The organism is Nocardioides massiliensis, assembly GCF_030811215.1.
In the GTDB taxonomy this organism is placed as follows: Bacteria; Actinomycetota; Actinomycetes; order Propionibacteriales; family Nocardioidaceae; genus Nocardioides_A; species Nocardioides_A massiliensis.
Genome location: NZ_JAUSQM010000001.1, coordinates 1,560,636 through 1,583,991 on the forward strand (window position 1 = coordinate 1,560,636; position 23,356 = coordinate 1,583,991).

Below are 23,356 nucleotides of genomic sequence, written 5' to 3' on the forward strand. Positions count from 1 at the left end.
CCGGCCGCCGTACCCCTGCACCACTGACATCTGACACAGATCCTGCGAAGCACCGAACGAAAGGCATCACCATGAGCCGCGAGAACGTACTCGTTTCCACCCAGTGGGTCGAGGACCACCTCGACGACCCCAGCGTCGTCGTCATCGAGGTCGACGAGGACACCTCGGCCTACGACCAGGGCCACATCCGCAACGCCATCAAGCTCGACTGGACCACCGACCTGCAGGACCAGGTGCGTCGCGACTTCGTCAACAAGCAGGCCTTCGAGCAGCTGCTCTCCGAGCGTGGCGTCTCCAACGACCACACGGTGATCCTCTACGGCGGCAACAACAACTGGTTCGCGGCCTACGCCTACTGGTACTTCAAGCTCTACGGCCACGGCGACGTCCGCCTCATGGACGGCGGCCGCAAGAAGTGGGAGCTCGACTCCCGCGAGCTGGTCTCCGAGGTGCCGACGCGCGAGAAGACGTCGTACGTCGCCCAGGACCAGGACCCCTCGATCCGCGCCTTCCGCGACGAGGTCGTCGACGCCATCGGCGCCAAGAACCTGGTCGACGTGCGCAGCCCCGACGAGTACGCCGGCCGGCTGCTCGCCCCGGCCCACCTCCCGCAGGAGGTGGCTCAGCGCGCCGGTCACATCCCCACCTCGGTCAACGTGCCGTGGAGCAAGAACGCCAACGACGACGGCACGTTCAAGTCCGACGAGGAGCTTGCGAAGCTCTACGCCGAGGTCGGCTTCGACGAGGACAAAGACACCATCGCGCTGTGCCGCATCGGTGAGCGCTCGTCGATCACGTGGTTCGTCCTGCACGAGCTCCTGGGCCGCAAGAACGTCAAGAACTACGACGGTTCGTGGACCGAGTACGGCTCGCTGGTCGGCGTGCCGGTCGTGCTCGGCGACGAGCCCGGCGAGGCCTGAGCATGTGCGGCGCGACGAAGGGTGGGCTGTCGCTCGACGGCGTCAACCTCGACAAGCAGGCCGTGATTCAGGGCCAGGTGCTGCGCGGCACCGGTGACGCGGCGGAGCCGGTCGGCAACGCCTACGTCCGGCTGCTCGACCGCACCGGCGAGTTCACCGCCGAGGTCCCCACCTCGGCCACCGGGCACTTCCGGTTCTTCGCCGGCCCCGGTGAGTGGACGGTCCGCACGCTGGCGCCCCGCGCCGAGCCGACCGACCGCAAGGTCGTCGCGGCGCTCGGCTCGGTCGCCGAGCTCGAGATCGCGATCTGACCCACCGCACCACACGTACCACCGCACCACCCCGGTCCGGGACGTCATACGTCCCGCGGCCTATAGTCCGGCCCTCGTATGACGCTGCACCACAGCGTCATGCGGGGGCCGCGCTATTGCGCCGAAAGCGCATGGCGTCCGCAGATATGCCAGCATGACACCATGATTGCCGAAGATCTTCCGGCTGAGGGGCTGCTGGTCACGGTCGCCCCGACCGGTGCAGAGACCGCGAAGGCGGACTGTCCGGCGCTCCCGACGACGCTGCCCGAGCTCGTCGAGACGGCGCGCGCCTGTGAGGCTGCGGGTGCGGCGATGATCCACGTCCACATCCGCGACGACGACCACCGCCCCTCGCTCGACCCGGCCCGCCTGGCCGACACGGTCGCGGCGCTGCGGGCCGAGACCGGTCTGGTCGTCCAGCTGTCGACGGGCGGCTCGGTGCACGACCCGCTCGACGCGCGGCTGCGCGTCCTCGACGCCGCTCCCGACTCCTGCAGCCTGACCCTCGGCACGGTCAACTTCGGTGACGACGTCTTTCTCAACCCGTGGGGCTTCGTCTGCGACCTCTACCAGCTCTCCCAGGAGCGCCAGGTGGTGCCCGAGTTCGAGGTGTTCGACCTCGGGCAGGTCGCCACCCTGAGCCGGTTGCTCGATCGCTACGGGTTGCCGTACGGCGGCAAGGTTCACGTCGATCTGGTCATGGGGGTCCCGGGTGGGATGCCGGGCACGGCCGACGCCCTGGTCGCAGCGGTCGCGGCGTTCCCCGCAGCGGTCACCAGTTGGTCGGCCACCGGGATCGGGCGTACGGCGCTGCCGGTCGCCCTCGCCGCGTTGAGCAAGGGTGGGCACCTGCGGGTCGGCATGGAGGACGTGCTCACGCTCGCCCGCGGCGTCCCGGTCACCCACAACGCCGAGCTGGTCGAGCGTGCGGTCGCGCTCGGCGAGCTGGCCCAGCGCCGGCCGTTGACGCCGTCGCAGGCCCGCACCCTGCTCGGGATGGCCTAACCCGACGCGAGGGCGCTCACGCCGCCGAGGACCAGCGCGATGAGCTTGACGCATTCGAACGCGACGTAGCCGAGGTGGGCGTGGGAGCGCGGGGCGTCCTCCCCGGCCAGCACGGCGTCGGAGCGCTTGGACAGCGCCGGGCGGACGACGACGACCTGCAGCGCCAACGCCGCGATCGCGACGGCAAGCGGCACCCAGACCAGCGCGTCCGCACCGGCGAGCACCAGCGCGACCACGAGCACCATGGCGAGCAGTGCCTCGAGGGAGTTGACCGCGCGGAAGACCAGCCGGCCGATGCCCAGACCGAGTGGCACGGTGATGCCCGGTGCGCGGAACTTCAGGGGCGCCTCGATGAAGGAGATCGCCACGACAACGCCCGTCCAGAAGAAGGTGATGCCTGCCGTGGTCGCCAACCAGCCGTCCATGGTCCCATCATCCACCCGCTGCGGACGCGTATAGAGTCGCCGCGTCCCGTGCGCGGCCGAGAGAGAGGTGACCCGTGGAGCCGAGGCGTGCCCTGATCACCGGCATCACCGGACAGGACGGCGGCCACCTGACCGAGCTGCTGCACGAGAAGGGCTACGAGGTCTTCGGGCTCATCCGCGGCCAGCGCAACTCGCGCCGTGAGGCAGTGGTGGGGGAGTTCCCCTACGTGCACCTCATCGAGGCCGACCTCACCGACCAGACCTCACTCATCCGCGCGGTGGACGTCGCGCAGCCGCACGAGATCTACAACCTCGGCGCGATCAGCCACGTCGGCTACTCGTTCCGCAACCCGCAGCTGACCGCGGACGTGACGGCCAAGGGCACGCTCAACCTGCTGGAGGCCGTGCGGATCACCGGTCTCGACCAGCACACGCGCTTCTACCAGGCGTCGACGTCGGAGATGTTCGGCGGCCTGGACTACAACCGCCCCGGCACGGGCTATGACGAGGACTCGCTGTTCCACCCGCGCAGCCCCTACGGCGTCGCCAAGCTCTACGCCCACTGGATCGCGCGCAACTACCGCGAGTCCTACGGGATGTTCGTGGCCACCGGCATCCTCTTCAACCACGAGGGCGAGCGCCGCGGGCTGGAGTTCGTCACCCGCAAGATCACCGACGCCGTCGCCCGCATCCACTGGGGTCTGGCCGACCACGTCACGCTCGGCGACCTGTATCCCAAGCGGGACTGGGGGTACGCCGGCGACTACGTGCGCGGCATGTGGCAGATGCTGCAGCACCACGAGCCCGATGACTTCGTGCTAGCGACCGGGGAGACGCACTCCATCGAGGAGTTCTTGACGCTGGCCTTCGGCGAGATCGGCATCGAGGACTGGCACCCCTACGTGCGCCAGGACGCCGAACTGCAGCGCCCCGCGGAGGTCGACATCCTGCTGGGCAACCCGGCGAAGGCCGAGCGGGTGCTGGGCTGGAAGCGCGAGGTCGACTTCGCCGGCCTGGTGAAGCGGATGGTCGACCACGACCTGCGCCTGCACGCGCCGGAGGGTCGGTGAGCAGGACCGCGCTGGTCACCGGAGCCGGTGGCTTTGTCGGCCCGCACCTCGTGCGCGAGTTGCGCGCGCATGGTTGGTCGGTCGTCACCACCGATCGCGGTCCGCGCCCGGACTCTCTGCCCGCGGACGTCGAGCACGTCGCCGCCGATCTGTGCGAACCCGCGTCGTTGAGCGGGATCGCTGACATCGACGCGGTCGTCCATCTCGCCGGGCTGTCGCGGGTAGCGGAGTCGTTCACCGAGCCGCAGCGCTACCTGCAGGTCAACACCGCTGCCCTCACCACCGTCGCCGAGGAGCTGTTGCGCCGGGGTTCGGGCGCCCGGGTGTTGGTGATCAGCACCGGCGCCCTCTATGACACGAGCAGGCCGGGACCGCTGTCGGAGGACGCGGCGCTGGCCTGTGCCTCGCCGTACGCCGTCAGCAAGGCCGCGATGGAGCACCAGGTCGACTACTACGTGCGACGTGGGCTCGACGCCGTCGTCGTACGCCCCTTCAACCACATCGGTCCCGGCCAGGGCCCGGGGTTCCTGCTCGGCGACCTCGTCGCGGGGCTGCGCGCGATCCGGGGGTCCGACGCGCCGCTGGTCGTGGGCGACCTCGACACCGCGCGCGACTACACCGACGTGCGCGACGTGTGCCGCGCCTACCGGCTGCTGCTCGAGGCCGACGCGCTGCCCCACCGCGTCTTCAACGTCTGCTCGGGTACGCCGACCACGGGTCGTGCGCTCCTGGCCGAGCTCGTCGCGGCCGGCGGGTTCCCCACGCCCACGCTGCAGGTGGACCCGGCCCGGGTGCGGCCCACCGACCCGCGCGTGGTCGCCGGCGACGCCGGCCGGCTGCACGCGGCGACCGGGTGGAAGCCGGAGCGAACCGTGGCCGACAGCGTGCGCGACCTCGTTGCTCTCTCCCTGCGGGGCTGAGCATGCGTGCGCCGTACCGGCTCGTGCTGTTGGTGCTGCTCGGTGTGCTGCTGACGGCATGTGGAGTCGGCTCCGGGCCTGATCGCCCCGACGAGCCGGAGGGGTCGGCCGGCGAGATCCGAGAGGGGGTCTACGTCGCTCTCGGCGACTCTGCCGCGTCGGGCATGGGCATCGCGCCGGAGCGGCCCGGGGACATCTGCCGGCGCTCGGCGCGCGCGTACCCGGTCCTGCTCGCCCAGCGCAACGGCCTCGAGCTCGTCAACCGGACCTGTGCTGGCGCCCGCGTCATCGACGTCATAGGTGGCCCAGGATCGCGCGGGGACGCGCCGGTCGACGCGCTCGACGAGCAGACCACGCTCGTCACGGTGATGGTCGGCGCCAACGACCTCGGGTACGCCGGACTCGTCAGCGCCGACTGCGCAGACGGTGCAGCTGACGACTCGTGTTCCACGACCGCCGCACGGGCTGCGGCCGGCGACCGCCTGCAAGCGTTCGCGAGCGAGCTCCGCGTCCTGCTCGAGACGATCGACGAGCGCGCCCCGCAGGCCGAGGTCCTCGTCGTGGGGTACGGCGACGCGCTCGGCGCGGCCGGTCCGTGCCCGGCCATGCCGCTGACCCAGGATGCCTTCGACCTGGCCGTGGCCACGGTCCGCGAGCTCAACGTGGTGCTGCAAGAGGCCGCCGAGGAAGCCGGCGCGGCGTACGTCGACACCTATGCCGCCACCCGCGGACACGGCGTGTGTGACGCCGAGCCCTGGACCAACGGCTTCACCACCGACGGCGATGGGGCGATCGGTCATCCCCGGAGTGACTATCACGCAGCCGTGGCAGAACTCCTGGTCGAGATCGTCAGCTGATCAGTCCCGCTGCCCGAGGAGCCCGCGGAGCAGTGCTCCGACCGCCGTGGGCCGGTCGGTGGAGCGCGTGTCGCTGACGCGTCGTGGCGGAGCGGCGTTTTGGCGGGTCGTGCGGCCGCCGGCTGAGGCGTTGTCGCTCCGGTCGTCGGTGCGGCCCGTACGCCGCTCGTGCCGACCGCGGTGGCCGGTGGTCGCGGGCTTCCCGGCGTGGGGCCTGCTCGCGTGCGACCTGCTCGCGTGTGCCGGGGCGCGACCACGGTCGGCCTGGGGCGCCGGCCCGCGCCGCACCACGGCCTTCGGAGCTGCGCGCTTCGCGGGCGCCGCACGCTTCGCCGGTGCCACCCGCGGGGCCGGTGCCACCCGCGGGGCCGGCGCGGCCCGCTCCGCCGGCTCGGCCTGACGGCCGCCCCCGAGCAGCGGCACCTCGAGCGTGATGAGCCCGTCGAGGCCCACCCGGTCGAGTCCGACATGCAGCCGCTGGTCGGCGCCGAGCAGCGGGCGCAGGCCCACGCGGGCGTCGACCGCGATCGGCGCGAGGTCGACGTCGAGGTCGAGCAGCCCGTCGCCGTCACCGTCGTCGCCTTCCGGCGTGCCCGTCCCCGGGCCGGTGCCGGGTCCGCCCGGACCGCCCGGGCCGTCGCCCGGGGCGGGACCAGGACCAGCGCCCGGACCGGTGCCCGGCGTGCGGCCGGGACCCTCGCCGGCGCCGGCGTCCGGCGTACCCGGACCGTCGACCCCCTCGCCCGCCGGGGCTCCGGCCGGTGCCGCCGCGGGTGCTGGCGTCGTACCCACGGCTGCCGGCGGGTCGGCGACGACCACGTCGTTGCCGGAGCGCCCCGACTCGCGGATCTCCACGATCCCGTTATCGGCGCTGAAGACCTGCTCGGTGCTGACGATCGGCTGCAGCAGCACCATTCCGGCGACGCCCGCGGCGACCGCGGCCATCGCGCCGATGCCGATGAGCGGACGCTGGTGCTCGGCCGCCGTACGCCGGAATCCGGCCAGCGTGGGCAGGACCGGCGGCGCCAAGGAGCGCGCGGGCTCGGGGCGGGTGGCGAGGTAGAGCGGCGCCAGCGAACCCAGCACGCTCACCGCCATGGTCGAGCGGAGCTCGGTGGAGACCATGGTGAGCTGGTCGACGATGGTGCCGCACCACGCGCAGGCACAAGCGTGCTGCTCGCCGCGGGCACGCTCGCCGGTGGTCAGTGGCCGCTCGGGCGCCTCGAGCTCGCGCCGGTAGAGCCACTGGCACTCCTCCGGCCGCGACTCGGGTTCGTGCTGGGAGAGGACGGCGTTGCGCAGGTCGGCCGCACCGGCGCGCACCTGGGCGAGGGCCACCGAGCGCTCCGTGCCGAATGCGGCAGCGGCCTCGTCGACGTCCTGGCCCTCGACCGCGACGTGCCACAGCAGGCCGCGGGTGGCGCGGGGGAGCGCGAGGTACGCCGCGACGGGGACGAGGTCGGCGGACGGCTTCGGATCGCGGCCGGTATGCGTGACGGCCATGAGCCGCAGCAGCCAGGGAAGGGCGAGCTCGCCGGGCGCGTCCGCGGCGTACCGCTGCCTCGCGGCTTCCTCGGTCTGCGCGAGCAGCTCGTCGGGCTGGCCGCTGAGCTTCTCGGCGAACGCCCGCAACGGCTCGTCGTGGCGTGCGAGCAGTGCGCGCACGGCCGATCCGTCGGCCGACGTCGTCGTCGTCATTCCAGCCTCCCCACACGCGGTACCCGAGAGGTGGTACCAACTGTTCAACGCTGCGGGCTGTTGCCCGTTACTGCTCTGATCCCCCACCGTCCATCATCGACCCGATCGGGGCGCTCCCCATCCCCTCATGGGGCACCGCGGCATAGTCCTTTCGGGCTATGCCGGGCTCAGTAGACGAGCGCCTGCACCCCGTCGTCGAGGATCTCCTCGGCGAAGGAGGCCGCCCCGGCGATGCGGACCCCGTCGAGCACGTCGTCGGCGCCGATCCCGCGCCGCTCGGCGCACTGGGTGCAGACGGTCAGGGTGCCGCCGGCGAGCACGACGTCGCGCAGGTCGGCCAGCGGGGTCGCGAGTGGGAGGGAGAACTCCTCGGCCTTGCCGGGCACGCCGAACCACGCCGCCTCGCCGGTCAGCCACAAACTCACCGACGCCCCCGCTGCCACGGCGGAGGCGGCAACGGTGAACGCCTGGTTGCAGCGCTCGGCATCCTCGGCTCCAGCAGTGACCTTGACGACCAGCGACCTCATGCGCGCCAGCGTAGGCGGGAGACGCCGACGCGTAGGGTGGCGCCTCATGGAAGCCCTCTTCGTGGTCGCGATGATCGCCGCAGTGGTCGCCGCGGGCTGGATCGGCGGGATGCTGGTCGTCCGCGTGCTGCGCGCCGGCCGCGACTGAGCCCCACCGCCGTACCCCCGCACAACCAGGAGAACCCATGCCCTTCGAGCTGCCCGAGAACCTCCACCCCGACTGCGCGCCGCTGGCGTGGATGCTCGGCACCTGGCGCGGCAACGGCCACGGCGACTACCCAACGATCGACGCGTTCCAGTTCGGCCAGGAGCTGATCTTCACCCACGACGGCCGGCCGTTCTTCCACTACTTCGCGCGCTCCTGGATCATCGACGAGAACGGCGAGAAGGTCCGCGACGCCGCGCTCGAGACCGGATTCATCCGCTGCCGCCCCGGTGGCGACATCGAGGTGACGCTGAGCCACAACATCGGGTTCGTGGAGATCTGGCACGGCAAGGCCGGCGACGGCAAGCTCGAGATCTCGACCGACGCCGTTGCGCGTACCGAGAGCGCCAAGGAGTACGTCGGCGGCCACCGCCTCTACGGCAACGTCGAGGGCGACCTGCTCTACGCCTTCGACATGGCCGCCATGGGCCAGCAGCTCCAGCCCCACCTGTGGGCGCGCCTCAAACGAGCCTGAGCCGGCGCAGTTTCACCGCCCGAGCCACGACACGCCCGCTTGCCATACGAAACTGTCGTCCGCGACGCCCGGTTTCGGTCGACAAGTGGTGCTCGTGGGGTCAGAGGTACGGCGATGCTCGGCTCGCGCGCCGCGCTCGGCGGCGCACGCCCAGCAGGTCGGGGTGCGCGCTCGGCATCCGCCGCGCCCGGCCGGAGCGCCACTCACGTCACACTGGTCGCACGAAACCGGGCGTCCGACGGGGGAGAAACGTTCGACGAGCGGGCGTGTCGTTAGTCGGGCGGTGAAGCTGCCGCCCCCAACACCCCTACTCCCACCCCACCATCCCGGCGACCTCCTCGGCGAGGGAGCGGGGGTTGAACGGCTTGGAGATGACGCCCGCGACGCCGAGACCGTCCCAGGGCGGCTGGGCGCCCCCGATGCTGGCCTTGGCGGTGAGCAGAACGATCGGGACGTCGGCGGTGCGGGCGTCGGCGAGCAGGAGCTTGGAGGCCTCGATGCCGTCCATGCCCGGCATCATGAGGTCCATCAGGATCACGTCGGGGCGCCGCTCGCGGGCGATGTCGATCGCCTCCTGGCCGTCGCTGGCCGTCAGCACCTCCCACCCCGCGACGCGGCGCAGCGTCAGCGAGGTGATCATGCGGATGTCGTCGTCGTCGTCGACGACGAGCGCGAGTCGTGGGGTCACGGCAGACGTACTCCCGAGTCTTGGTGCCACCGGGTGGAGGGGTGGACGTCCTGATTGTGGCAGGTTCGTTGTCCGACTCGTGTCGGATACCCCCTAAACTCACTGCGTGCCTCAGCCCGAAGCGCGCCATCTGACGCCCGCACACCCGCGGGACTGGCGCGCGGAGCTGCGGGCACGCGGGCTGCGGTTGACCCCGCAGCGTCGGCTCGTGCTGCAGGCGGTCGAGACCCTGCGACACGCCACGCCGGAGGAGATCCTCACCGAGGTACGCCGTCACCACGACGCGATCAACCTCTCGACCGTCTACCGCAACCTCGAGGTCCTCGAGGAGCTCGGCGCCATCCGCCACACGCACCTCAGCGACCGCGCCCCGACCTACCACGCCGTCACCGACCACGACCACTTCCACCTGGTCTGTCGCGGGTGCGGTGAGGTGACGTCGGTCGAGCTGGCGCTGGCGGCGTCGTTGGGCGACACGCTGCGGGAGCAGCACGGATTCACCGCCGACCTAGGCCATCTGGCACTGTTCGGTCGGTGCGCCGGTTGCGCCTCGGAGACCTCCGCCGACTGAGTAGTGCGGAGGGGCCCGCACGGGCACAGCACGGGGGTGCAAGGGGCGGACCCGGAGGGGGTCCGCGAGGGACGAGGAGAGAGAGCACAGCGTGAACGCACGTTCCAGCGAGGCCGCCGAGGCCTCGGGACGGCTGCACATCACCGTTCGCACCGCCGCCGGCACCGGACGCACGCCGGTCTCGGCGTTCGACGACGCCCTGCACAAGGCCGGCGTCGCCGACTTCAACCTGATCCGGCTCTCCTCGGTCGTCCCGCCGCGCTCCGACGTCGTCGTGAGCGACGAGCCGCTGCCGATGGAGCACGGCGACCGGCTCTACTGCGTCTATGCCGCCGGGCACGCCGAGCTGCGGGGCGAGTCGACCTGGGCCGGGCTCGGGTGGGCGTACGACGAGGACCACGGCGGGCTGTTCGTCGAGCACCACAGCGGCAGTGAGGCGTCGGTGCGGGAGCTCGTGGAGATGTCCATGCAGGACATGGCCAGGCGCCGCGAGCGGGACTTCGGCCCCGTGCACCAGGCGGTCATCGGGGCGCACTGCGTCGACCAGCCGGTGTGCGCGCTGGCGATCGCGACGTTCGAGGTGCGCGGCTGGGATGACGCACGTGCGTGACGCCGGACGACAGGTCAACGGACTGCGCGTGCCCGGTGTCCACGTCGAGCGGCGCACGAAGCTGCCCGAGGACGAGGCCACGGTGCTCTACCCGCACTACGAGCGCACCTTCGGCCCGCTGCGCACGGCCGCAGCCGCGCGCCACGTGCTCAGCCTCGAGGAGTTCGTCGAGGACATGGCCGACGAGCGCATCGACAAGTGGGTCGCCACCGACGGCGAGGGCAACTTCCTCGGCCTGTCCATCCTGGTGACCGATCTCGCGGCGGTGCCGTGGGCCAGCGCGGAGTTCTATGCCGCGCGCCACCCGGAGCACGTCGCCCGCGGTGCTGTCTGGTATCTCGGCTTCACCATGACCATCCCCGGCGAGCAGGGCGGCGGCATCTTCGCCACGATGCTCACCGCGATGATGGAGGCCGCGGTCGCCGAAGAGGTCATCGTCGCCTGGGACATGTGCGAGGCCAACGTCCGCGCCGGTCTCAACGACGGGATCATGGGGATGCTGCTCAAGGGCGCGGGTGCGCCGTCGATCCAGGTCGACACCCAGACCTACTTCACCGCGGACTTCGGGGTCGGCGCCGACTGATCATCCGTTGGTCGAGCCCCGTCGAGACCACGGCGATCGCCGCGATCGCCCCGAGCAGCGCACCGGCGGTGTTGGCGACGACGTCGACGAACTCCGCCGACCGTCTCGACAGCAGCAGCGCCTGCGTGGCCTCGACGGCCATGGAGCCGACGAACCCGTAGGCGGTCCAGTCGCGCCACGTCCGGCCCGGGAACGCCCAGTGACCGAGGAACGTCAGCGGGCTGATGACGGCGACGTTGACGCCGAACTCCACGCGCTTGCCGGCGACCACCGTCTCCGGCGCCCCGCCGGAGCGCAGGACGTCGGCCACCCAGCCGACGGCGCCGGAGGGGAGCTCGACGGCCGGCGTCAGCAAGAACACCGCGACCACGAGTCCCCACGCGACCAGGCACCGGCGGGCGAGGCGTTGGTGGGTCACCTCGTGAACGGTAGAGGTGCGTTGCCGAGGCCTTCACAGTGCCCGGCGGGCCGGCAGGTGGCAGATCGGCAGCTGGGTGGGCCGGCAGGTGAGCGATTAGGGACTGGACACGTGCGACGCGGAGCAGCGGCGGGTGTCCGCCTCGCACGCGTCCAGCTGCCGGGGTCGTCCGCGCGCCACGGCGAGGGCGAACGGCACCATCGCCTCGTCCATACCCATCCATTCCGCGATCTCTGGGGGGAGCGGGCGCCAGGCGGGCGAGGTAGTGGCCATGGCGTACGGGACCATCCGGACGTGACGCCCGCGCAATACGCGCGCAGCGCCAGCAGGCAGGGGTCCCGGTCAGCTCGCCGCAGCGAGCAAGCCGCTCAGTTGGCGGCATGCTCGCAGGAGCCCTCGCAGTCGCACTCCAGCTCCTCGGCGTCGGCGTGGGTGGCCGACTGCAGGGTGAAGCGGAAGGTGCTGCCGACGCCGACCTGGCTCTCGGCCCACACCCGGCCACCGAGCTGGGTGATGATGGCGCGGGTGATCGCCAGGCCCAGACCGGTGCCACCCTGCAGCCGCGCGTCGGAGGAGTCGACCTGGCGGAACCGCTCGAAGATGTCCTCGAGACGCTCGGGCGGGATGCCCCGACCCTGGTCGGTGACGGCGAAGACGACCTCGTCGCCGTCGGGTACGGCGGTGAGCGTGATCGCCGAGCCGGGCTCGGAGAACTTCACCGCGTTGCCGACGAGGTTGGTCAGGACCTGCGAGAACCGGTCGGCGTCGGCGAAGACGGTCCCGTCGATCTCCCCGGTGACCAGCTCGATGCCGGAGGCGCTGACCAAGCCGTCGAGCTCGGTGAGGCTGGCCGCCACCAGGTCGGCGGCCCGGTGGGCGGCGAGGTTGACCACGAAGTTGCCCGACGCCAGCCGCTCGACGTCGACGATCTCGTTGACCAGGCGTCCGAGCCGTTCTGCGCTCTCCTCCGCCGTGGCGGTCAACGCGCTGACCTCCTCGGGCAGGTCGCCGAGCGCTCCACTGGAGATCAGGCCGAGGCTGCCGCGGATCGCGGTGAGCGGCGTACGCAGCTCGTGGCTGACCACCGACAGGAAGTGGTCCTTCATCCGCTCGACCTCGCGGCGCTCGGTGGCGTCGCGGAAGGCGACCACGGCGCCGGACACGGTCCCGTCGACCCGGCTGAGGATCGGCGAGGCGGTGATCTCGACGGCCAGCTCGGTCTGGTCGGCGCGGAGGTAGACGTCCTCCTCGGAGTTGGCGGTGATGGCGTGCTCGATGGCCTCGGTGATGTAGCAGGACTCGACCGGGTAGGGCTCGCCCGACGCCTTCGGGGCGTGGAACAGGTCGTGGGCGTGGGCGCTGCCGAGCACCGCGTCGTCGAGCTGCAGCATCGTCTGCGCGGAGCGGTTGATGAAGGTGATCCGGCCGCGTACGTCGACGCCGTAGATGCCGTCGCCGACGCTGTCGAGCAGTGCCTGGGTCTGCTCGCCCCAATGCCGCAGCGAGGCGGTCTGCTCGGTCACGCGCTGCTCGAGCCCGCGGCGCAGGTCGTGGATCTCCTGGCTCTGCAGGAGCTCGCGACCGAGGGCGGCCCCCACGAGCACGACCCACAGTGCGACGCGGCCGGCCGTGGAGGGACCGTCCGCGGCGAGCGCCTGGACGAGCCCGGCCGAGAGGAGGATGACGAAGATGATGATCGTGCCGAACGCCTCGGCCGTACGACGACGGATCCGGCGCGGTCCGCGCGTGGTCGAGGGCGCCCAGGCCGCCAGGCCGATGAGCGCGTAGCCGGCGACCCAGCCCAGGTCGGTCCAGGTGCCGAAGACGTAGCCCGCGCTCGCCTGCTCGACGACGTAGTTGAGGTCGTCGAGCATGTAGGCCAGGTAGCCGGCCCCGATCAGGCCGAGCGCAAGTCGGTCCGAGCGACCGGCGCGGAGCGCCTGGATGCCGGCGATGGTGGCGACGATGACGTCGAGGACCGGGATCAGCAGCACGGTGAAGCCGTTGATGAACCCACCGTCCGCCTGCTCGAGCAACGGGTCGTAGATCACCGAGCTGGCGATGATCAGCACCGCGGCACCGGCGACGGTGCCGTCGAGGGTCAGCGCGGTGAGGTTGCGCCGCGAGGCGACGCGGGTGAAGTGCAGCAACGCGATCGCCGACACCACCAGGCCGAGCGCGATGGTGGTGTCGGTGAGCCCGTTGGCCAGGCCGGTCGCGAAGCCCCCGGAGACGGTGCTGGCCGCGACGTTGCCGGAGATGACGATGACGCCGGCGAGCGCGATCAGGTTCCAGCCGCGTCGGCGCCGGCCCGTCGTACGGCGAGCGCGGAGCAGGCAGCTGACGGTGGCGGCGAGTCCCGCCAGGACGAGGGCGCCGGAGGAGACGTTGGTGCTGACGTCGCTGCCGGGGAAGCCGAGGGTGATCGCGCCGACGAGGCTGAGCGTCGGGACGGTGACGAAGACGGCCAGGGCGAACGCTCGTGGGGACGGGCTGGAGTCCCACGCGGACGTGGGGTCGTCGTCCCGCGAGGTGCTCGACCTGGTCCTGCGCAGCACGGGCTGATCCGTTCGTCGGGGGAGGGCCTCGAGGTGGGCACGATGCCGCCTGCGAGTGCCCGGCCCACCGTATGGCTCCGCGGTGACCCCCTCAACCTGGCGTCTCGCAGTCGGGGCACGGCGCTCGAGGATCGCGAGTCCCGGTCGCGGCGGTCACAACAAAGCCGGGCCCCAGCGTGTCGCTGGGGCCCGGCTGTGGGGGTGGGACGCGGTCAGCTCTCGATCGCGGCGGGTTGCGCGTCGTCGGCGCGCCGGACCTCGATCTTGCGCGGGCGGGCCTTCTCCGCGACCGGGACCGTCAGCCGCAGGACGCCGTCGGCGTACGCGGCCTCCAGGCGGTCGAGGTCGAGGTTCTCGCCGAGCACGAGCTGGCGGCTGTAGGCGCCGCGGGTGCGCTCGGAGGCCAGCAGCTCCCAGTCGCCGTTGCGGCCGGGACGCTCGGCGCGGACGGTGAGCACGTTGCGCTCGACGTCGATGTCGATCGCGTCGGCGTGGACGCCGGGCAGGTCGAACTCGAGCACGAACGTGTCGCCTTCGCGCCACGCGTCCATCGGCATGACGGCGGGGCGGGTGGACGTGCCGGTCGAGGACCCGAAGGCCTGGGCCATGATCCGGTCGAAGTCACGGAACGGGTCGGTGCGCAGCAGCATGGGGAACCTCCTTCTCTTGCCTCACGGCGATTGGATGATGGAGCGGATATCTCATCCGCTCACCATCCATAACCTGTAGTCACTGTTATATATTCCTTATAGCGTCGAAACGCCGAGGAGGCAAGCCATGTCGGCAGCGGGTGCGGGACCAGCGCACACCGAGGGCGTCTACGCCATCTCGGTGGCCGCCTCGATGGTGCGCATGGAGGTGCAGAACCTGCGGGTGTATGAGCGGCGCGGCCTGCTCGAGCCGGCGCGCACCGACGGCGGCACCCGGCTCTACAGTGCCGCCGACGTCGACCGGCTCCACCGCATCCGCGACCTGCTGGCCGAGGGCCTCAACCTCGCCGGGATCGCGCGGGTCCTGGAGCTGGAGGAGGAGAACGCGCGATTGCGCGCGCGGCTGGCGCGGCGCCGCCAGCGTCGATAGGTCTGCGCCAGGTGGCGGCCGTCTCGTACGCTAGGGGGGTCGACACTGTCTCGGCACTGGTGCCGTCAGCCGAAGGGGTCATGCGCATGTTGGAGTCCGAGGAGCGGCCCTGGGGCTCGTGGCACGTCATCGACGTCGATCGCGGCTACAAGGTGAAGCGCATCCACGTCACTCCGGGCAGCCGGCTGAGCTACCAGACCCACGAGCACCGCTCCGAGCACTGGGTCGTCATCTTCGGCATCGCGACCGCCATCATCGACGGCGTCACCCACATCATCGGCCCCGGCGAGTCCGTGGACGTGCCGCAGGGCGCCGCGCACCGGTTGTGCAACGAGGGCACCGAGGAACTCGTGATCGTCGAGGTCCAGCGCGGCGCCTACACCGGCGAGGACGACATCTGCCGGCTTGAGGACGACTTCGGGCGCGCTGAGGTCAAGAGCCCGTAGGCGGGTCCGTTGGATTGGCCGATGTGCTGCTTATTGGTCAGTTAGGACAATTTGCTGCAGGGAAGCAACCGCCGTCGTAACGTTGAGTTATGAGTAGCGACCACGAGCACGAGTGGGTGCTGATCCGGATCGACCAGGCCCCTGACTTTTACCAGTGCGAGTGCGGTGCAACCAAGCCGAAGAACGGCGGGTGAGCGGAGGCCGCGTTGTGGGGCCGGGGTGGCTCGTCGCGCGACGGTTCGTCCAGAGCCAACCGACGGCGGCGTTGAGATGCCGATCCGTCGACCGGCAAGTTTGGACCGGGTCAACCGAACACTGCGCGTGATCGCGGCACGGCGTGTCAATCGCGCCCGTAAGCAGCACCCGCCCATCCGGCGTCGGGTGATCGCGTCGCGCTTGGGCACAATCACCCCATGGCACTCTCCGACGAGCAGACCGCCCAGGTGATCGAGCTGGCAGGCAACCTTGCGCGCGAGGGCGAGACCACACAACTGCTCGAGTTCCTCGACCACGGCCTTCCCGTGGACGCGCAGAACGCCGCCGGCGACTCGCTGCTAATGCTGGCGGCGTACCACGGTCAGGCCGAGACGGTCGCGGCACTCGTCGAGCGCGGGGCCGATGTCGACCTGCGCAACGAGCGCGACCAGTCGCCGATCGCGGGCGCGATGTTCAAGGGTGAGCGGGCGGTGGTGCAGGTGCTGCTGGAGGCGGGTGCCGACCTGGACGCCGGTACGCCACCGGCGCGCCAGGCGGCGGTGATGTTCGGATTTGTAATCGAGTGATCCCGCTCATGCGAGGCGCCGTATGGTGCCGCAGTGGCTGAAACGCTTTTGGTAGCCCTGGCCTCGTCTTCCGTTTTAGGGGCAGGGCTGTCGATCTACTTCAAAGCGCGGGTGGAACGAACCCTGCAGTTGTTCGCGATGAAGCGCGAAGCATGTCTCGAGGCTCTGGCGCAGGTCGACGCTGTGTTCACTACATTGTTCCCGGATTCGACCCCGCAGAGCGCCGTGTCCGCTGCCGAGCTTCGGTTGACACATTCGAGGTTGCTCGTCACGTGTCGGAACAGGGAAGTCGCTGCAGCTTTTCTCCAGTGCTTAGGCCTTCAGGGCCATTCCGCTACGACGGCAGCTGACATCGAAAAGCTGCGGGTGGTCGTCCGCCACGAACTGGGCCTGAACCAGCGCTGGCTACGCCGAGCGATCGAACCCGACCTCGACACCTCGTGGCTTGCGGTCGTCGGCTCCCGGCCGCTGTTGCAGCAAGGTCCCGAAGTCTGACTGACATCTTGACGCCAATCGCCGACGCCCAGGAGCCCCGGCGTGGACGAAACCGAGCGGACACCCCGAAATGAAACCGAAACGGCCCGAAGAGCATTAGGGGCAACGCACCCACAGCGGGTCCTGCGTGCCAATGTTCAGACCTCGGTTGATCATTAGGAACGCAGAACGGCCCGGAGCTGAAGCTCCGGGCCGCTGCTGACTATGAGACTCAGACGGAGTCGGAGTTCACGTCGGTGTCGTCCAGCGTGCCGGCCTTGAGGGCCTCGATCGCCGCGCGGACGCCGGCGCCGTACGCCGGGTCAGCCTGGGTGCAGTTGGCGATGTGGCGCTCGATGGTGGCCTCGGAGGCGCCGTCGATGGCGCGGGCGGTGTTGGCGAACAGCCGCTTCTGCGCAGCGGAGTCCATGAGCCGGAACAGGTTGCCGGGCTGCTCGAAGTAGTTGCTGTCGTCCTCGCGGTAGTCCCAGCGGTCGGCCGGACCGTCCAGCTGCAGCGCAGGCTCGCGGTACTGCGGCCGGTCGCCGAAGTGGTTGTAGGAGTTCGGCACGATCGACGGCACGGCGCCCTGGTTACCGTCGACGCGCATCGCGCCGTCACGGTGCGGGTGGTTGGGATTGGCCACGCCGCGGGGGGCGTTGACCGGGATCTGGTGGTGGTTGACTCCGAGGCGGTAGCGCTGCGCGTCGCCGTACGAGAAAAGCCGGCCCTGCAGCATGCGGTCGGGGCTGAAGCCGATGCCGGGGACGACGTTGGCCGGGGTGAAGGCGGCCTGCTCGACGTCGGCGAAGTAGTTGTCCGGGTTGCGGTTGAGCTCCCACTCGCCGACCTCGATCAGCGGGTAGTCCTTCTTCGACCAGACCTTGGTGAGGTCGAAGGGGTGGAAGCGGTAGTCCTTCGCGTCGGCCTCGGGCATGACCTGGACCATGAGCTTCCACTTCGGGAAGTCACCGCCGTCGATGGCCTCGAGGAGGTCGCGCTGGCTGGACTCGCGGTCCTCGGCGACGACCGCGGCGGCCTCGGCGTCGGTGAGGTTCTTGATGCCCTGCTGGGTGACGTGGTGGAACTTCACCCAGAAGCGCTCGCCGGCCTCGTTGTAGAGGGAGTAGGTGTGCGAGCCGAAGCCGTGCATGTGGCGGTACGACGCGGGGATGCCGCGGTCGCCCATGACGTAGGTGACCTGGTGCAGGGCCTCGGGGAGGTTGGTCCAGAAGTCCCAGTTGTTCTCAGCGCTGCGCAGGTTGGTGCGCGGGTCGCGCTTGACCGCGTGGTTGAGGTCGGGGAACAGCAGCGGGTCGCGGAAGAAGAAGACCGGGGTGTTGTTGCCGACGAGGTCCCAGTTGCCGTCCTCGGTGTAGAACTTCACCGAGAAGCCGCGGATGTCGCGCTCGGCGTCGGCCGCACCGCGCTCGCCGGCCACGGTGGAGAACCGCGCGAAGAGCTCGGTCTGCTTGCCGACCTCGGAGAAGATCGCGGCCTTGGAATACTTCGTGATCTCCGTGCTGGTCACGGTGAACGTGCCGAAGGCACCCGAGCCCTTGGCGTGCATGCGCCGCTCGGGGATCACCTCGCGGTCGAAGTGGGCGAGCTTCTCGAGGAACCAAACGTCCTGCAGAAGCATCGGGCCACGCGGACCGGCGGTCAGGCTGTTCTGGTTGTCGACAACCGGTGCACCGGCAACGGTGGTCGCAGGGGCGGTGTTCTCAGGCACGTCTACGGGCACAGAGGATCTCCTTCGAAGATGCAGGTGCGCTGCGCGGAGATGAACTGGGCGCGGCGCGGTGGGTACCCCTCAGTCAACCACGTTTTCTTGAATCATTCCAATTTCTGTCTTGTGGCGTGGCGCAATCTGGGTACGGCGAGGACGCTCCCCGCGGCGTGCACGACCCTCGGTCGCATCGGCCGGCCGCGCCGCTCGCCTCGTAGCGCCCAGGCCTGGACCGCGTGAGAACGTCGCGCCCTCTGGTGATGTTCAGTTTCGCGTGCCGTTCACTTATGCTGAACGCAATCGACGAATGAACGAGCGAGGCGGCAGTGACTAATCCCCACGAGCTTATTCATGCTGTTAAGGAGAGGCTCGCCCACATCGGGCTCAACCTGAACCTCGACCGGATGGAGGAAACAGAGCGCCACGCCACCGCGCTCGCCACCATCAGTCGTGGACCGGCACGGGGCACCTACCTCACCATCTTCGGGCGCGGCTTGACCTTCACCGACGTCGGCCGCATCAGGTCGGTAGCTCTGGCGGACCTTCTGCCCACTTTCGTCGCAACCGACTACCTGACCGAACGTACCTCCGCTCCACTGCGCGAGGCCGGGATCCAGTTCGCTGACCTAGCAGGGAACGCCTACGTCAGCTTCGCTGATGTGTTGGTCGACATTCGTGGTCGCCGCAGGCCCCCCAGCGGTGGGGCGGCCGGGCGGCCCAGGCGGCCGACGAATCTCTTCAGCCCGCGCCGGTCCCAGGTCGTTTTTGCATTTCTGGCGTGGCCCCACCTGGTTGGTGCCAACGTCCGTGAGGTTGCGCGGGCCTCGGGGGTCTCGGTCGGTCAGGCTCACGACACGCTGGCGAAACTGGGCGAGGCGGGTTACCTCGTTGACGGGGGGACGGTGATTTACCGCCGCGACGAACTGATGGATCACTGGACGGCTGCGTATCCGACCGGCCTCGGGCGCCGGCTCGGAATCGCGTCCTACCGCGGAGAGGTCCCGTATGTGCGCAAACCGCAACCCGATATGCCTATGTTCGCTAGCGGTGAGTACGCCGCCAGCGAGTTCATCACGCCGCTGACGGCGACCTTCTATGTCGAGTCAATGGACCGTCAGTTGGCGATCGCCAACCGGTGGCGCGCCGACCAGGAGCCGAACATCTTCCTTCGCCACAAATTCTGGTCCTCGCCTGCCGGGGACAACGGGCCACTGGTCGGCATCAGGACGGCACCCTGGCCGTTGGTCTACGCCGACTTGATCGCTAGTGGCGACCCGCGGCAACGCGAAGTCGCCCGCCAGTGGAGAGAGCGCCATGCTGGACCTAACGGCGAGTGACCCCGGAGAGCTCGACCTGGTGCGCCACGTCGTGAGAGAAATCGTCCAGATGGTCCCTAGCGTCGCGCCGGAGACGATCATGCTCGTGGGAGCAACGTGTAGGGACATCTTGCACAGTGCCCTGGGGTTCGACTGGCCACTGCGCGCGACCAACGATCTCGATCTGGCTTTCGCCATGGCGGACTGGGCTGATTACAGTCACTTGACGAGTCGGCTGACGCCAATGCGGGACGCGGCGAACGGCGTTCGGTATGCCGTCGCGGGTGTGCCGGTCGACCTGATGCCGTTCGGGAGGGTGGAGGATCCGGCTGGCATCGTGACGCCTCGCGGTCGTGGGGAAGCGATGAGCGTCTGGGCCTTCCGTGAGGTCTATGCCGGAGCTATGAACCTCCGCCTGGATCCGAATACGCAGATCCGAGTCCCGTCGATACCCGGCTACGCCGCGCTGAAGCTTTGTGCGTGGTTGGACCGGGCGGGAGGTGGCCAGTACAAGGACGCCGCCGACCTCGCGACCGTTCTGTACTGGTTCGCTAACTCCGACGCCCTCGAGGAGCGTTTGTATTCCTCGGACGCGGGCAACGCTGTCCTGCTCGAACACGAGATGGACCTCAGTGCGTCAGCGGCACATCTGCTGGGTCAGGACATTCGCGCGTTGCTCGGCCCCGAACGCCACAACGAACTCAGGGCTCGTTGGCCTGACGCTCGTCGGGCGTTGTTGATCAGCGAGCTTACGCTGCCGGTGGAGGCACAATGGCCGCGCGACCACCGCCGCCGAAGCGAGATCGTGGCGGCGATGGAAAGCGGTTTGGAATTGGTCTAGCTACCGCACCCGCACCCTGACCACCTGCACAGCGCGCGTGGTCAACGGTCCCGCCGGGTGCACCACCCGCACCCGATAGACACCAGCCCGGGGGAAGGGCCGCAACCTCACGGTCGCAACGCCGTTGCGCAGCGGCGCACGGTAGACGCGGCCGCGGGCTCGGACATTGACCCGGCCCTTCGCGGTGATCCCGGGGGCGACGACGCGCACCCGGATCCGTGGGTGGGCCCGCGTCGCCCGGGGACGCTTCGGCATCACCCGCACGCGCAGCGTGGGCTTTGCCTTGCGTGGGCGGGCGGTGATCGAGGCAACTGCACGCTGCCCCTCACCGCTAAAGACGACCTCGAGCTTCTTGGCGCCGGGCTCGGTGAACGCCGGCAGCCGCACGCTCGCCTTGCCGTTCCTCACCGCGGCACTACCGAGCTCCTGGCCTCCCAGCCGCACCGTGACGGTGCCGGAGCGCGCGGGCGTCGAGCCGCGCGCCACGGTGGCGGTCAGGACCGGGCGTCCCCTGCCGACCTGCGGCCGTGCCTGGGACAGCGTCGCGGTGACCTTGGGAGCGGGGAGGGGGTCGCTGGGCGGAGCAGAACCGCGACCGGCGACGGCGAGGGAGGTCATGGTGCGCGTGGGCTTCACGACGAGCTCGATGCGGGTACCGGCCGGGACACTCGACGGAACGCGCAGCCGGAAGTCGGCGCGCCGGTCGCGCACGGGGTAGGTGCCGAGTGACTCGGGCTTGCTGCCCGTGGGGCGCAGCCGCGCCTCCACCTCCTTCGCCGCCGGCGCCCCGGCGGCCTGCATCCCCAGGGCCGCGAGGCGGACGCTGGCCGTCGAGCCGGGCGTGAGGGGCCCCGTGGGGGCAGTCATCAGCACCTGCCGGCGGGCGAAGCTCGGCGTCCACGGCGACCGCTCTGTCAGCTGCTCGGCCAGCGCGTCGCGCACGGTCTTGCCCAGCGGTCGGGGAGTCACCCCGCGCAGCGCGGGGAACTGGTTGCTGGCGACGACGTACTCACTGGTCGCGATCCGGTACGTCGCCGCGGGGTCGAGCGGGGAGCCGTCGATGGTCACGCTGGTGACCTTCTCGCCGACCGCGCGTGCGGGGTCGAAGGTGACGGTGGCGTTCTCCGACAGCCCGAAGTGGTAGCGCGGCTGGGAGGACGCCCCGATGTACTGCTCCTCCAGCAGCTGGCGCAGCTGGGCCCCCGTGACCGGCACGACGACCATCTGCGTCCAGAACGGCAACACGGCGTCGGCCTCGGCGTAGGTCACGACGCCGTCGGTGTTGCCCAGCGGCAGCAGGGTGCCCTTGTAGCGCAGGTCGGCGCGGACCAGCTCGGGGTGCATGAGGCCGATCAGCGGTCCGTTGCCGCCGGCGTCGCGCGCGGAGGCGCGGATCGCGTCGGCGATGCCGTTGACCAGCGGCGACTCGCGGCCGAAGTCGACCTCGCCGTCGGTGCGGGCGCGGCTGAAGTCTCCGGTGATGGTGCCGATGCGCTGTCCGGCCACGATCTGGAGCAGGTCGAGCGCGCTCTGCACGACGTCGACGACGAGACGCACCACTGGCAGCGTGCGGTCCACGGCGGCGGCGCGCGGGACGATCTGCGTGGAGTAGTTCGTGACATCGCGCGCGGCACGGTCGTAGGTCAGCCGGACCAGGCCGACCTGCTCGCCGTACGACCCGGCCTGCAGCACCGGGCGCTCGCGGCCGGGGCGGCCGGGGGTGGGCGCGTCGCAGGAGTACGCCCGGTGGGTGTGGGCGGTGAGGATTGCGTCGACCTCCCACCGGGTCTGCAGGACGAGCTTGCCGAAGCTGGCCCCAGCGCCGACCTCGTGGGCGAGGAGCTCGCAGTCCTCACCCCACGCCGCGCCGTCGTGATAGATCGCGACCACGATGTCGGCCTCGCCGTTGGCCGGATTGCCGTCCTTGAGCCGCTGGGCGCGGGCGTTGAGCATGACGACGGGGTCATAGAAATCGAGGCCGTTCAGCGCACCCGGTGGCGCGGTGCGCTTGGTGTCCTCGGTGACCGCACCGATGACCGCGACGCGCAGACCACCGACTTCATGAAGGGAGTAGGGCTCGAATGCCGGGGTCGTCTTGCCGCGCTCGGCGACGTTCGCGGCGAGCAGCGGGAAGTCGGCCCGAGCCTCGATCTGCGAGCGCAGCTTGGCCGGCGCCTCGCTGCTCAGCTCGGCCAGCCAGGACGACGCCCCCACCATCGACCTCTTCAACGCCCTCGGCGTCGACGCCGCCGCGCTCGGCAACCACGAGTTCGACCGCGGGCTAGGCAAGGTCGCGAAGGTCATCGGGCTCGACGTGGATGAGGCAGTGCGCCGCAACGCGGCCCTCGACGAGGCGCACGTCATCGACCCGGCCGACCCGTACCCTCTGCCGGACGCGTCCGCCGATCTGTGGGTGTGCGCGATGACGCCCAACAAGTGGGGCTACATCGGCCTCGGCGCCCGCGCCGTGCCGAACGCACTGCACGTCGGCTTCCTCAAGAAGCTCCAACCCCACCGACAGGCCCAGGACGTCTTCCCGACGACCTACCTGATGAACACCCGCCGCGACCTCGAGCGGTGGTTCCCGGCAGACCAATGGGAGCTCGCGGCCTACACGATCAACACGGAGCCCGCCTACTTCGGTGCCTCGAAACTCGCCTGGGGAGCCGCGCTCACGTTGCTCAACCGCGCTCCGCGTCCTCTCGGAGCGACCTGGTTGATCTTCGCGCGAAGGAAGTAGAGGGGGCGGCCGAGCGGAGCGTCTGGTCGGTCAAGCGAAGCGTTTGTCGGTCGAGCGGAGCGTCTGGTCGGTCGAGCGAAGTCGAGACCACCTACCGCCCGGCCAGG

General features: G+C 70.3%; 26 protein-coding genes. 17 read left to right on the forward strand and 9 right to left on the reverse strand.

Features of this window, described 5'->3' with window-relative positions; genetic code table 11:
• Positions 1-71 precede the first annotated feature (71 nt).
• From J2S59_RS07770 to J2S59_RS07780, 3 genes are all read left to right on the forward strand, one after another.
• Positions 72-920, forward strand: a complete 849-nt coding sequence (locus tag J2S59_RS07770) for a sulfurtransferase (RefSeq protein ID WP_068120590.1) — start codon at positions 72-74, stop codon at positions 918-920.
• A gap of 2 nt (positions 921-922) precedes the next feature.
• A complete protein-coding gene (locus tag J2S59_RS07775; protein ID WP_068120591.1) occupies positions 923-1,231 on the forward strand; it encodes a DUF1416 domain-containing protein in 309 nt (102 codons plus the stop codon).
• Between the two features lie 162 nt (positions 1,232-1,393).
• A complete protein-coding gene (locus J2S59_RS07780) occupies positions 1,394-2,236 on the forward strand; it encodes a beta-keto acid cleavage family enzyme (protein ID WP_068120593.1) in 843 nt (280 codons plus the stop codon).
• Here the strand turns inward: J2S59_RS07780 and J2S59_RS07785 are convergent.
• On the reverse strand, positions 2,233-2,661 hold the full coding sequence (locus J2S59_RS07785; protein ID WP_068120595.1) for a hypothetical protein: 429 nt from the start codon (positions 2,659-2,661) through the stop codon (positions 2,233-2,235). The two genes, J2S59_RS07780 and J2S59_RS07785, sit on opposite strands and share 4 nt — an antisense overlap.
• Before the next feature lie 74 nt (positions 2,662-2,735).
• On the opposite strand from J2S59_RS07785, the gene J2S59_RS07790 reads away from it, so the two are divergent.
• From J2S59_RS07790 to J2S59_RS07800, 3 genes are read left to right on the forward strand one after another with little or no spacing between them, the layout of a single operon-like run.
• Positions 2,736-3,731 (forward strand): GDP-mannose 4,6-dehydratase, encoded by a 996-nt coding sequence (locus J2S59_RS07790; protein WP_068120598.1) that lies wholly within the window; start codon positions 2,736-2,738, stop codon positions 3,729-3,731.
• On the forward strand, positions 3,728-4,651 hold the full coding sequence (locus J2S59_RS07795) for an NAD-dependent epimerase/dehydratase family protein (RefSeq protein ID WP_068120601.1): 924 nt from the start codon (positions 3,728-3,730) through the stop codon (positions 4,649-4,651). The genes J2S59_RS07790 and J2S59_RS07795 overlap by 4 nt, the downstream gene beginning before the upstream one ends.
• Before the next feature lie 2 nt (positions 4,652-4,653).
• The gene (locus J2S59_RS07800; RefSeq protein ID WP_068120603.1) at positions 4,654-5,508 is read left to right on the forward strand and encodes an SGNH/GDSL hydrolase family protein; all 855 of its coding nucleotides are present in this window, start codon (positions 4,654-4,656) and stop codon (positions 5,506-5,508) included.
• On the opposite strand, the gene J2S59_RS07805 is transcribed toward J2S59_RS07800, so the two are convergent.
• Together J2S59_RS07805 and J2S59_RS07810 are read right to left on the reverse strand one after the other, a co-directional pair.
• Positions 5,509-7,206, reverse strand: a complete 1,698-nt coding sequence (locus J2S59_RS07805) for a hypothetical protein (protein WP_068120606.1) — start codon at positions 7,204-7,206, stop codon at positions 5,509-5,511. It lies immediately after the preceding gene.
• A 167-nt stretch (positions 7,207-7,373) separates the two neighbouring features.
• On the reverse strand, positions 7,374-7,733 hold the full coding sequence (locus J2S59_RS07810; protein WP_068120608.1) for a DsrE family protein: 360 nt from the start codon (positions 7,731-7,733) through the stop codon (positions 7,374-7,376).
• 185 nt (positions 7,734-7,918) lie between these two features.
• On the opposite strand from J2S59_RS07810, the gene J2S59_RS07815 reads away from it, so the two are divergent.
• Positions 7,919-8,413: a heme-binding beta-barrel domain-containing protein gene (locus tag J2S59_RS07815; protein WP_068120610.1), complete on the forward strand. Its 495-nt coding sequence runs from the start codon at positions 7,919-7,921 to the stop codon at positions 8,411-8,413.
• Positions 8,414-8,720: 307 nt separating this feature from the next.
• On the opposite strand, the gene J2S59_RS07820 is transcribed toward J2S59_RS07815, so the two are convergent.
• Positions 8,721-9,101 (reverse strand): response regulator, encoded by a 381-nt coding sequence (locus J2S59_RS07820; protein ID WP_068120612.1) that lies wholly within the window; start codon positions 9,099-9,101, stop codon positions 8,721-8,723.
• Positions 9,102-9,207: 106 nt separating this feature from the next.
• Here J2S59_RS07820 and J2S59_RS07825 point away from each other — a divergent pair, with 106 nt between their 5' ends.
• The 3 genes from J2S59_RS07825 to J2S59_RS07835 all read left to right on the forward strand — a co-directional run bounded on the left by J2S59_RS07825 (position 9,208) and on the right by J2S59_RS07835 (position 10,865).
• Positions 9,208-9,672: a Fur family transcriptional regulator gene (locus tag J2S59_RS07825; RefSeq protein WP_246360303.1), complete on the forward strand. Its 465-nt coding sequence runs from the start codon at positions 9,208-9,210 to the stop codon at positions 9,670-9,672.
• Between the two features lie 91 nt (positions 9,673-9,763).
• Positions 9,764-10,282, forward strand: coding sequence for a pyruvoyl-dependent arginine decarboxylase (locus J2S59_RS07830; RefSeq protein WP_068120613.1), 519 nt, complete (start codon positions 9,764-9,766; stop codon positions 10,280-10,282).
• The gene (locus J2S59_RS07835; protein ID WP_068120614.1) at positions 10,266-10,865 is read left to right on the forward strand and encodes a hypothetical protein; all 600 of its coding nucleotides are present in this window, start codon (positions 10,266-10,268) and stop codon (positions 10,863-10,865) included. Before J2S59_RS07830 ends, J2S59_RS07835 begins: the two co-directional genes overlap by 17 nt.
• Here the strand turns inward: J2S59_RS07835 and J2S59_RS07840 are convergent.
• The 3 genes from J2S59_RS07840 to J2S59_RS07850 all read right to left on the reverse strand — a co-directional run bounded on the left by J2S59_RS07840 (position 10,834) and on the right by J2S59_RS07850 (position 14,491).
• Positions 10,834-11,283, reverse strand: coding sequence for a VanZ family protein (locus tag J2S59_RS07840; protein WP_068120615.1), 450 nt, complete (start codon positions 11,281-11,283; stop codon positions 10,834-10,836). The two genes, J2S59_RS07835 and J2S59_RS07840, sit on opposite strands and share 32 nt — an antisense overlap.
• Positions 11,284-11,651: 368 nt before the next feature.
• Positions 11,652-13,841, reverse strand: coding sequence for an ATP-binding protein (locus J2S59_RS07845; protein WP_306824990.1), 2,190 nt, complete (start codon positions 13,839-13,841; stop codon positions 11,652-11,654).
• A gap of 212 nt (positions 13,842-14,053) precedes the next feature.
• Positions 14,054-14,491 (reverse strand): Hsp20/alpha crystallin family protein, encoded by a 438-nt coding sequence (locus J2S59_RS07850; RefSeq protein ID WP_306824991.1) that lies wholly within the window; start codon positions 14,489-14,491, stop codon positions 14,054-14,056.
• A 127-nt stretch (positions 14,492-14,618) separates the two neighbouring features.
• On the opposite strand from J2S59_RS07850, the gene J2S59_RS07855 reads away from it, so the two are divergent.
• The 4 genes from J2S59_RS07855 to J2S59_RS07870 all read left to right on the forward strand — a co-directional run bounded on the left by J2S59_RS07855 (position 14,619) and on the right by J2S59_RS07870 (position 16,644).
• Complete coding sequence (locus tag J2S59_RS07855; protein ID WP_068120867.1) at positions 14,619-14,921, forward strand: MerR family transcriptional regulator; 303 nt, start codon at positions 14,619-14,621, stop codon at positions 14,919-14,921.
• Positions 14,922-15,007: 86 nt separating this feature from the next.
• Positions 15,008-15,367, forward strand: coding sequence for a phosphomannose isomerase type II C-terminal cupin domain (locus J2S59_RS07860; RefSeq protein ID WP_068120869.1), 360 nt, complete (start codon positions 15,008-15,010; stop codon positions 15,365-15,367).
• 413 nt (positions 15,368-15,780) lie between these two features.
• The gene (locus J2S59_RS07865; RefSeq protein WP_068117838.1) at positions 15,781-16,149 is read left to right on the forward strand and encodes an ankyrin repeat domain-containing protein; all 369 of its coding nucleotides are present in this window, start codon (positions 15,781-15,783) and stop codon (positions 16,147-16,149) included.
• 33 nt (positions 16,150-16,182) lie between these two features.
• Entirely contained in the window at positions 16,183-16,644 is a 462-nt protein-coding gene (locus J2S59_RS07870; protein ID WP_068117840.1) for a hypothetical protein, read from the forward strand.
• Between the two features lie 211 nt (positions 16,645-16,855).
• Here J2S59_RS07870 and J2S59_RS07875 read toward each other — a convergent pair whose 3' ends face one another.
• Positions 16,856-18,367: a catalase gene (locus J2S59_RS07875; RefSeq protein ID WP_281366693.1), complete on the reverse strand. Its 1,512-nt coding sequence runs from the start codon at positions 18,365-18,367 to the stop codon at positions 16,856-16,858.
• Between the two features lie 311 nt (positions 18,368-18,678).
• On the opposite strand from J2S59_RS07875, the gene J2S59_RS07880 reads away from it, so the two are divergent.
• Both J2S59_RS07880 and J2S59_RS07885 read left to right on the forward strand, forming a co-directional pair.
• Positions 18,679-19,689, forward strand: a complete 1,011-nt coding sequence (locus tag J2S59_RS07880) for a type IV toxin-antitoxin system AbiEi family antitoxin (RefSeq protein WP_068117846.1) — start codon at positions 18,679-18,681, stop codon at positions 19,687-19,689.
• Entirely contained in the window at positions 19,667-20,509 is an 843-nt protein-coding gene (locus tag J2S59_RS07885; protein ID WP_068117849.1) for a hypothetical protein, read from the forward strand. The genes J2S59_RS07880 and J2S59_RS07885 overlap by 23 nt, the downstream gene beginning before the upstream one ends.
• On the opposite strand, the gene J2S59_RS07890 is transcribed toward J2S59_RS07885, so the two are convergent.
• Positions 20,510-22,723, reverse strand: coding sequence for a 5'-nucleotidase C-terminal domain-containing protein (locus J2S59_RS07890; protein ID WP_181641590.1), 2,214 nt, complete (start codon positions 22,721-22,723; stop codon positions 20,510-20,512).
• Between J2S59_RS07890 and J2S59_RS07895 the strand changes: the two genes are divergently transcribed.
• On the forward strand, positions 22,674-23,249 hold the full coding sequence (locus J2S59_RS07895) for a hypothetical protein (protein WP_181641591.1): 576 nt from the start codon (positions 22,674-22,676) through the stop codon (positions 23,247-23,249). The genes J2S59_RS07890 and J2S59_RS07895 overlap by 50 nt on opposite strands.
• Positions 23,250-23,356: the final 107 nt, after the last annotated feature.

Bases quoted from the DNA above. Each gene is read 5' to 3' on its own strand.
- J2S59_RS07770 (WP_068120590.1), top strand. From the start codon at position 72: ATGAGCCGCGAGAACGTACTCGTTTCCACCCAGTGGGTCGAGGACCAC.
- J2S59_RS07775 (WP_068120591.1), top strand. From the start codon at position 923: ATGTGCGGCGCGACGAAGGGTGGGCTGTCGCTCGACGGCGTCAACCTC.
- J2S59_RS07780 (WP_068120593.1), top strand. From the start codon at position 1,394: ATGATTGCCGAAGATCTTCCGGCTGAGGGGCTGCTGGTCACGGTCGCC.
- J2S59_RS07785 (WP_068120595.1), bottom strand. From the start codon at position 2,661: ATGGACGGCTGGTTGGCGACCACGGCAGGCATCACCTTCTTCTGGACG.
- J2S59_RS07800 (WP_068120603.1), top strand. From the start codon at position 4,654: ATGCGTGCGCCGTACCGGCTCGTGCTGTTGGTGCTGCTCGGTGTGCTG.
- J2S59_RS07805 (WP_068120606.1), bottom strand. From the start codon at position 7,206: ATGACGACGACGACGTCGGCCGACGGATCGGCCGTGCGCGCACTGCTC.
- J2S59_RS07810 (WP_068120608.1), bottom strand. From the start codon at position 7,733: ATGAGGTCGCTGGTCGTCAAGGTCACTGCTGGAGCCGAGGATGCCGAG.
- J2S59_RS07815 (WP_068120610.1), top strand. From the start codon at position 7,919: ATGCCCTTCGAGCTGCCCGAGAACCTCCACCCCGACTGCGCGCCGCTG.
- J2S59_RS07835 (WP_068120614.1), top strand. From the start codon at position 10,266: ATGACGCACGTGCGTGACGCCGGACGACAGGTCAACGGACTGCGCGTG.
- J2S59_RS07850 (WP_306824991.1), bottom strand. From the start codon at position 14,491: ATGCTGCTGCGCACCGACCCGTTCCGTGACTTCGACCGGATCATGGCC.
- J2S59_RS07855 (WP_068120867.1), top strand. From the start codon at position 14,619: ATGTCGGCAGCGGGTGCGGGACCAGCGCACACCGAGGGCGTCTACGCC.
- J2S59_RS07860 (WP_068120869.1), top strand. From the start codon at position 15,008: ATGTTGGAGTCCGAGGAGCGGCCCTGGGGCTCGTGGCACGTCATCGAC.
- J2S59_RS07865 (WP_068117838.1), top strand. From the start codon at position 15,781: ATGGCACTCTCCGACGAGCAGACCGCCCAGGTGATCGAGCTGGCAGGC.
- J2S59_RS07885 (WP_068117849.1), top strand. From the start codon at position 19,667: ATGCTGGACCTAACGGCGAGTGACCCCGGAGAGCTCGACCTGGTGCGC.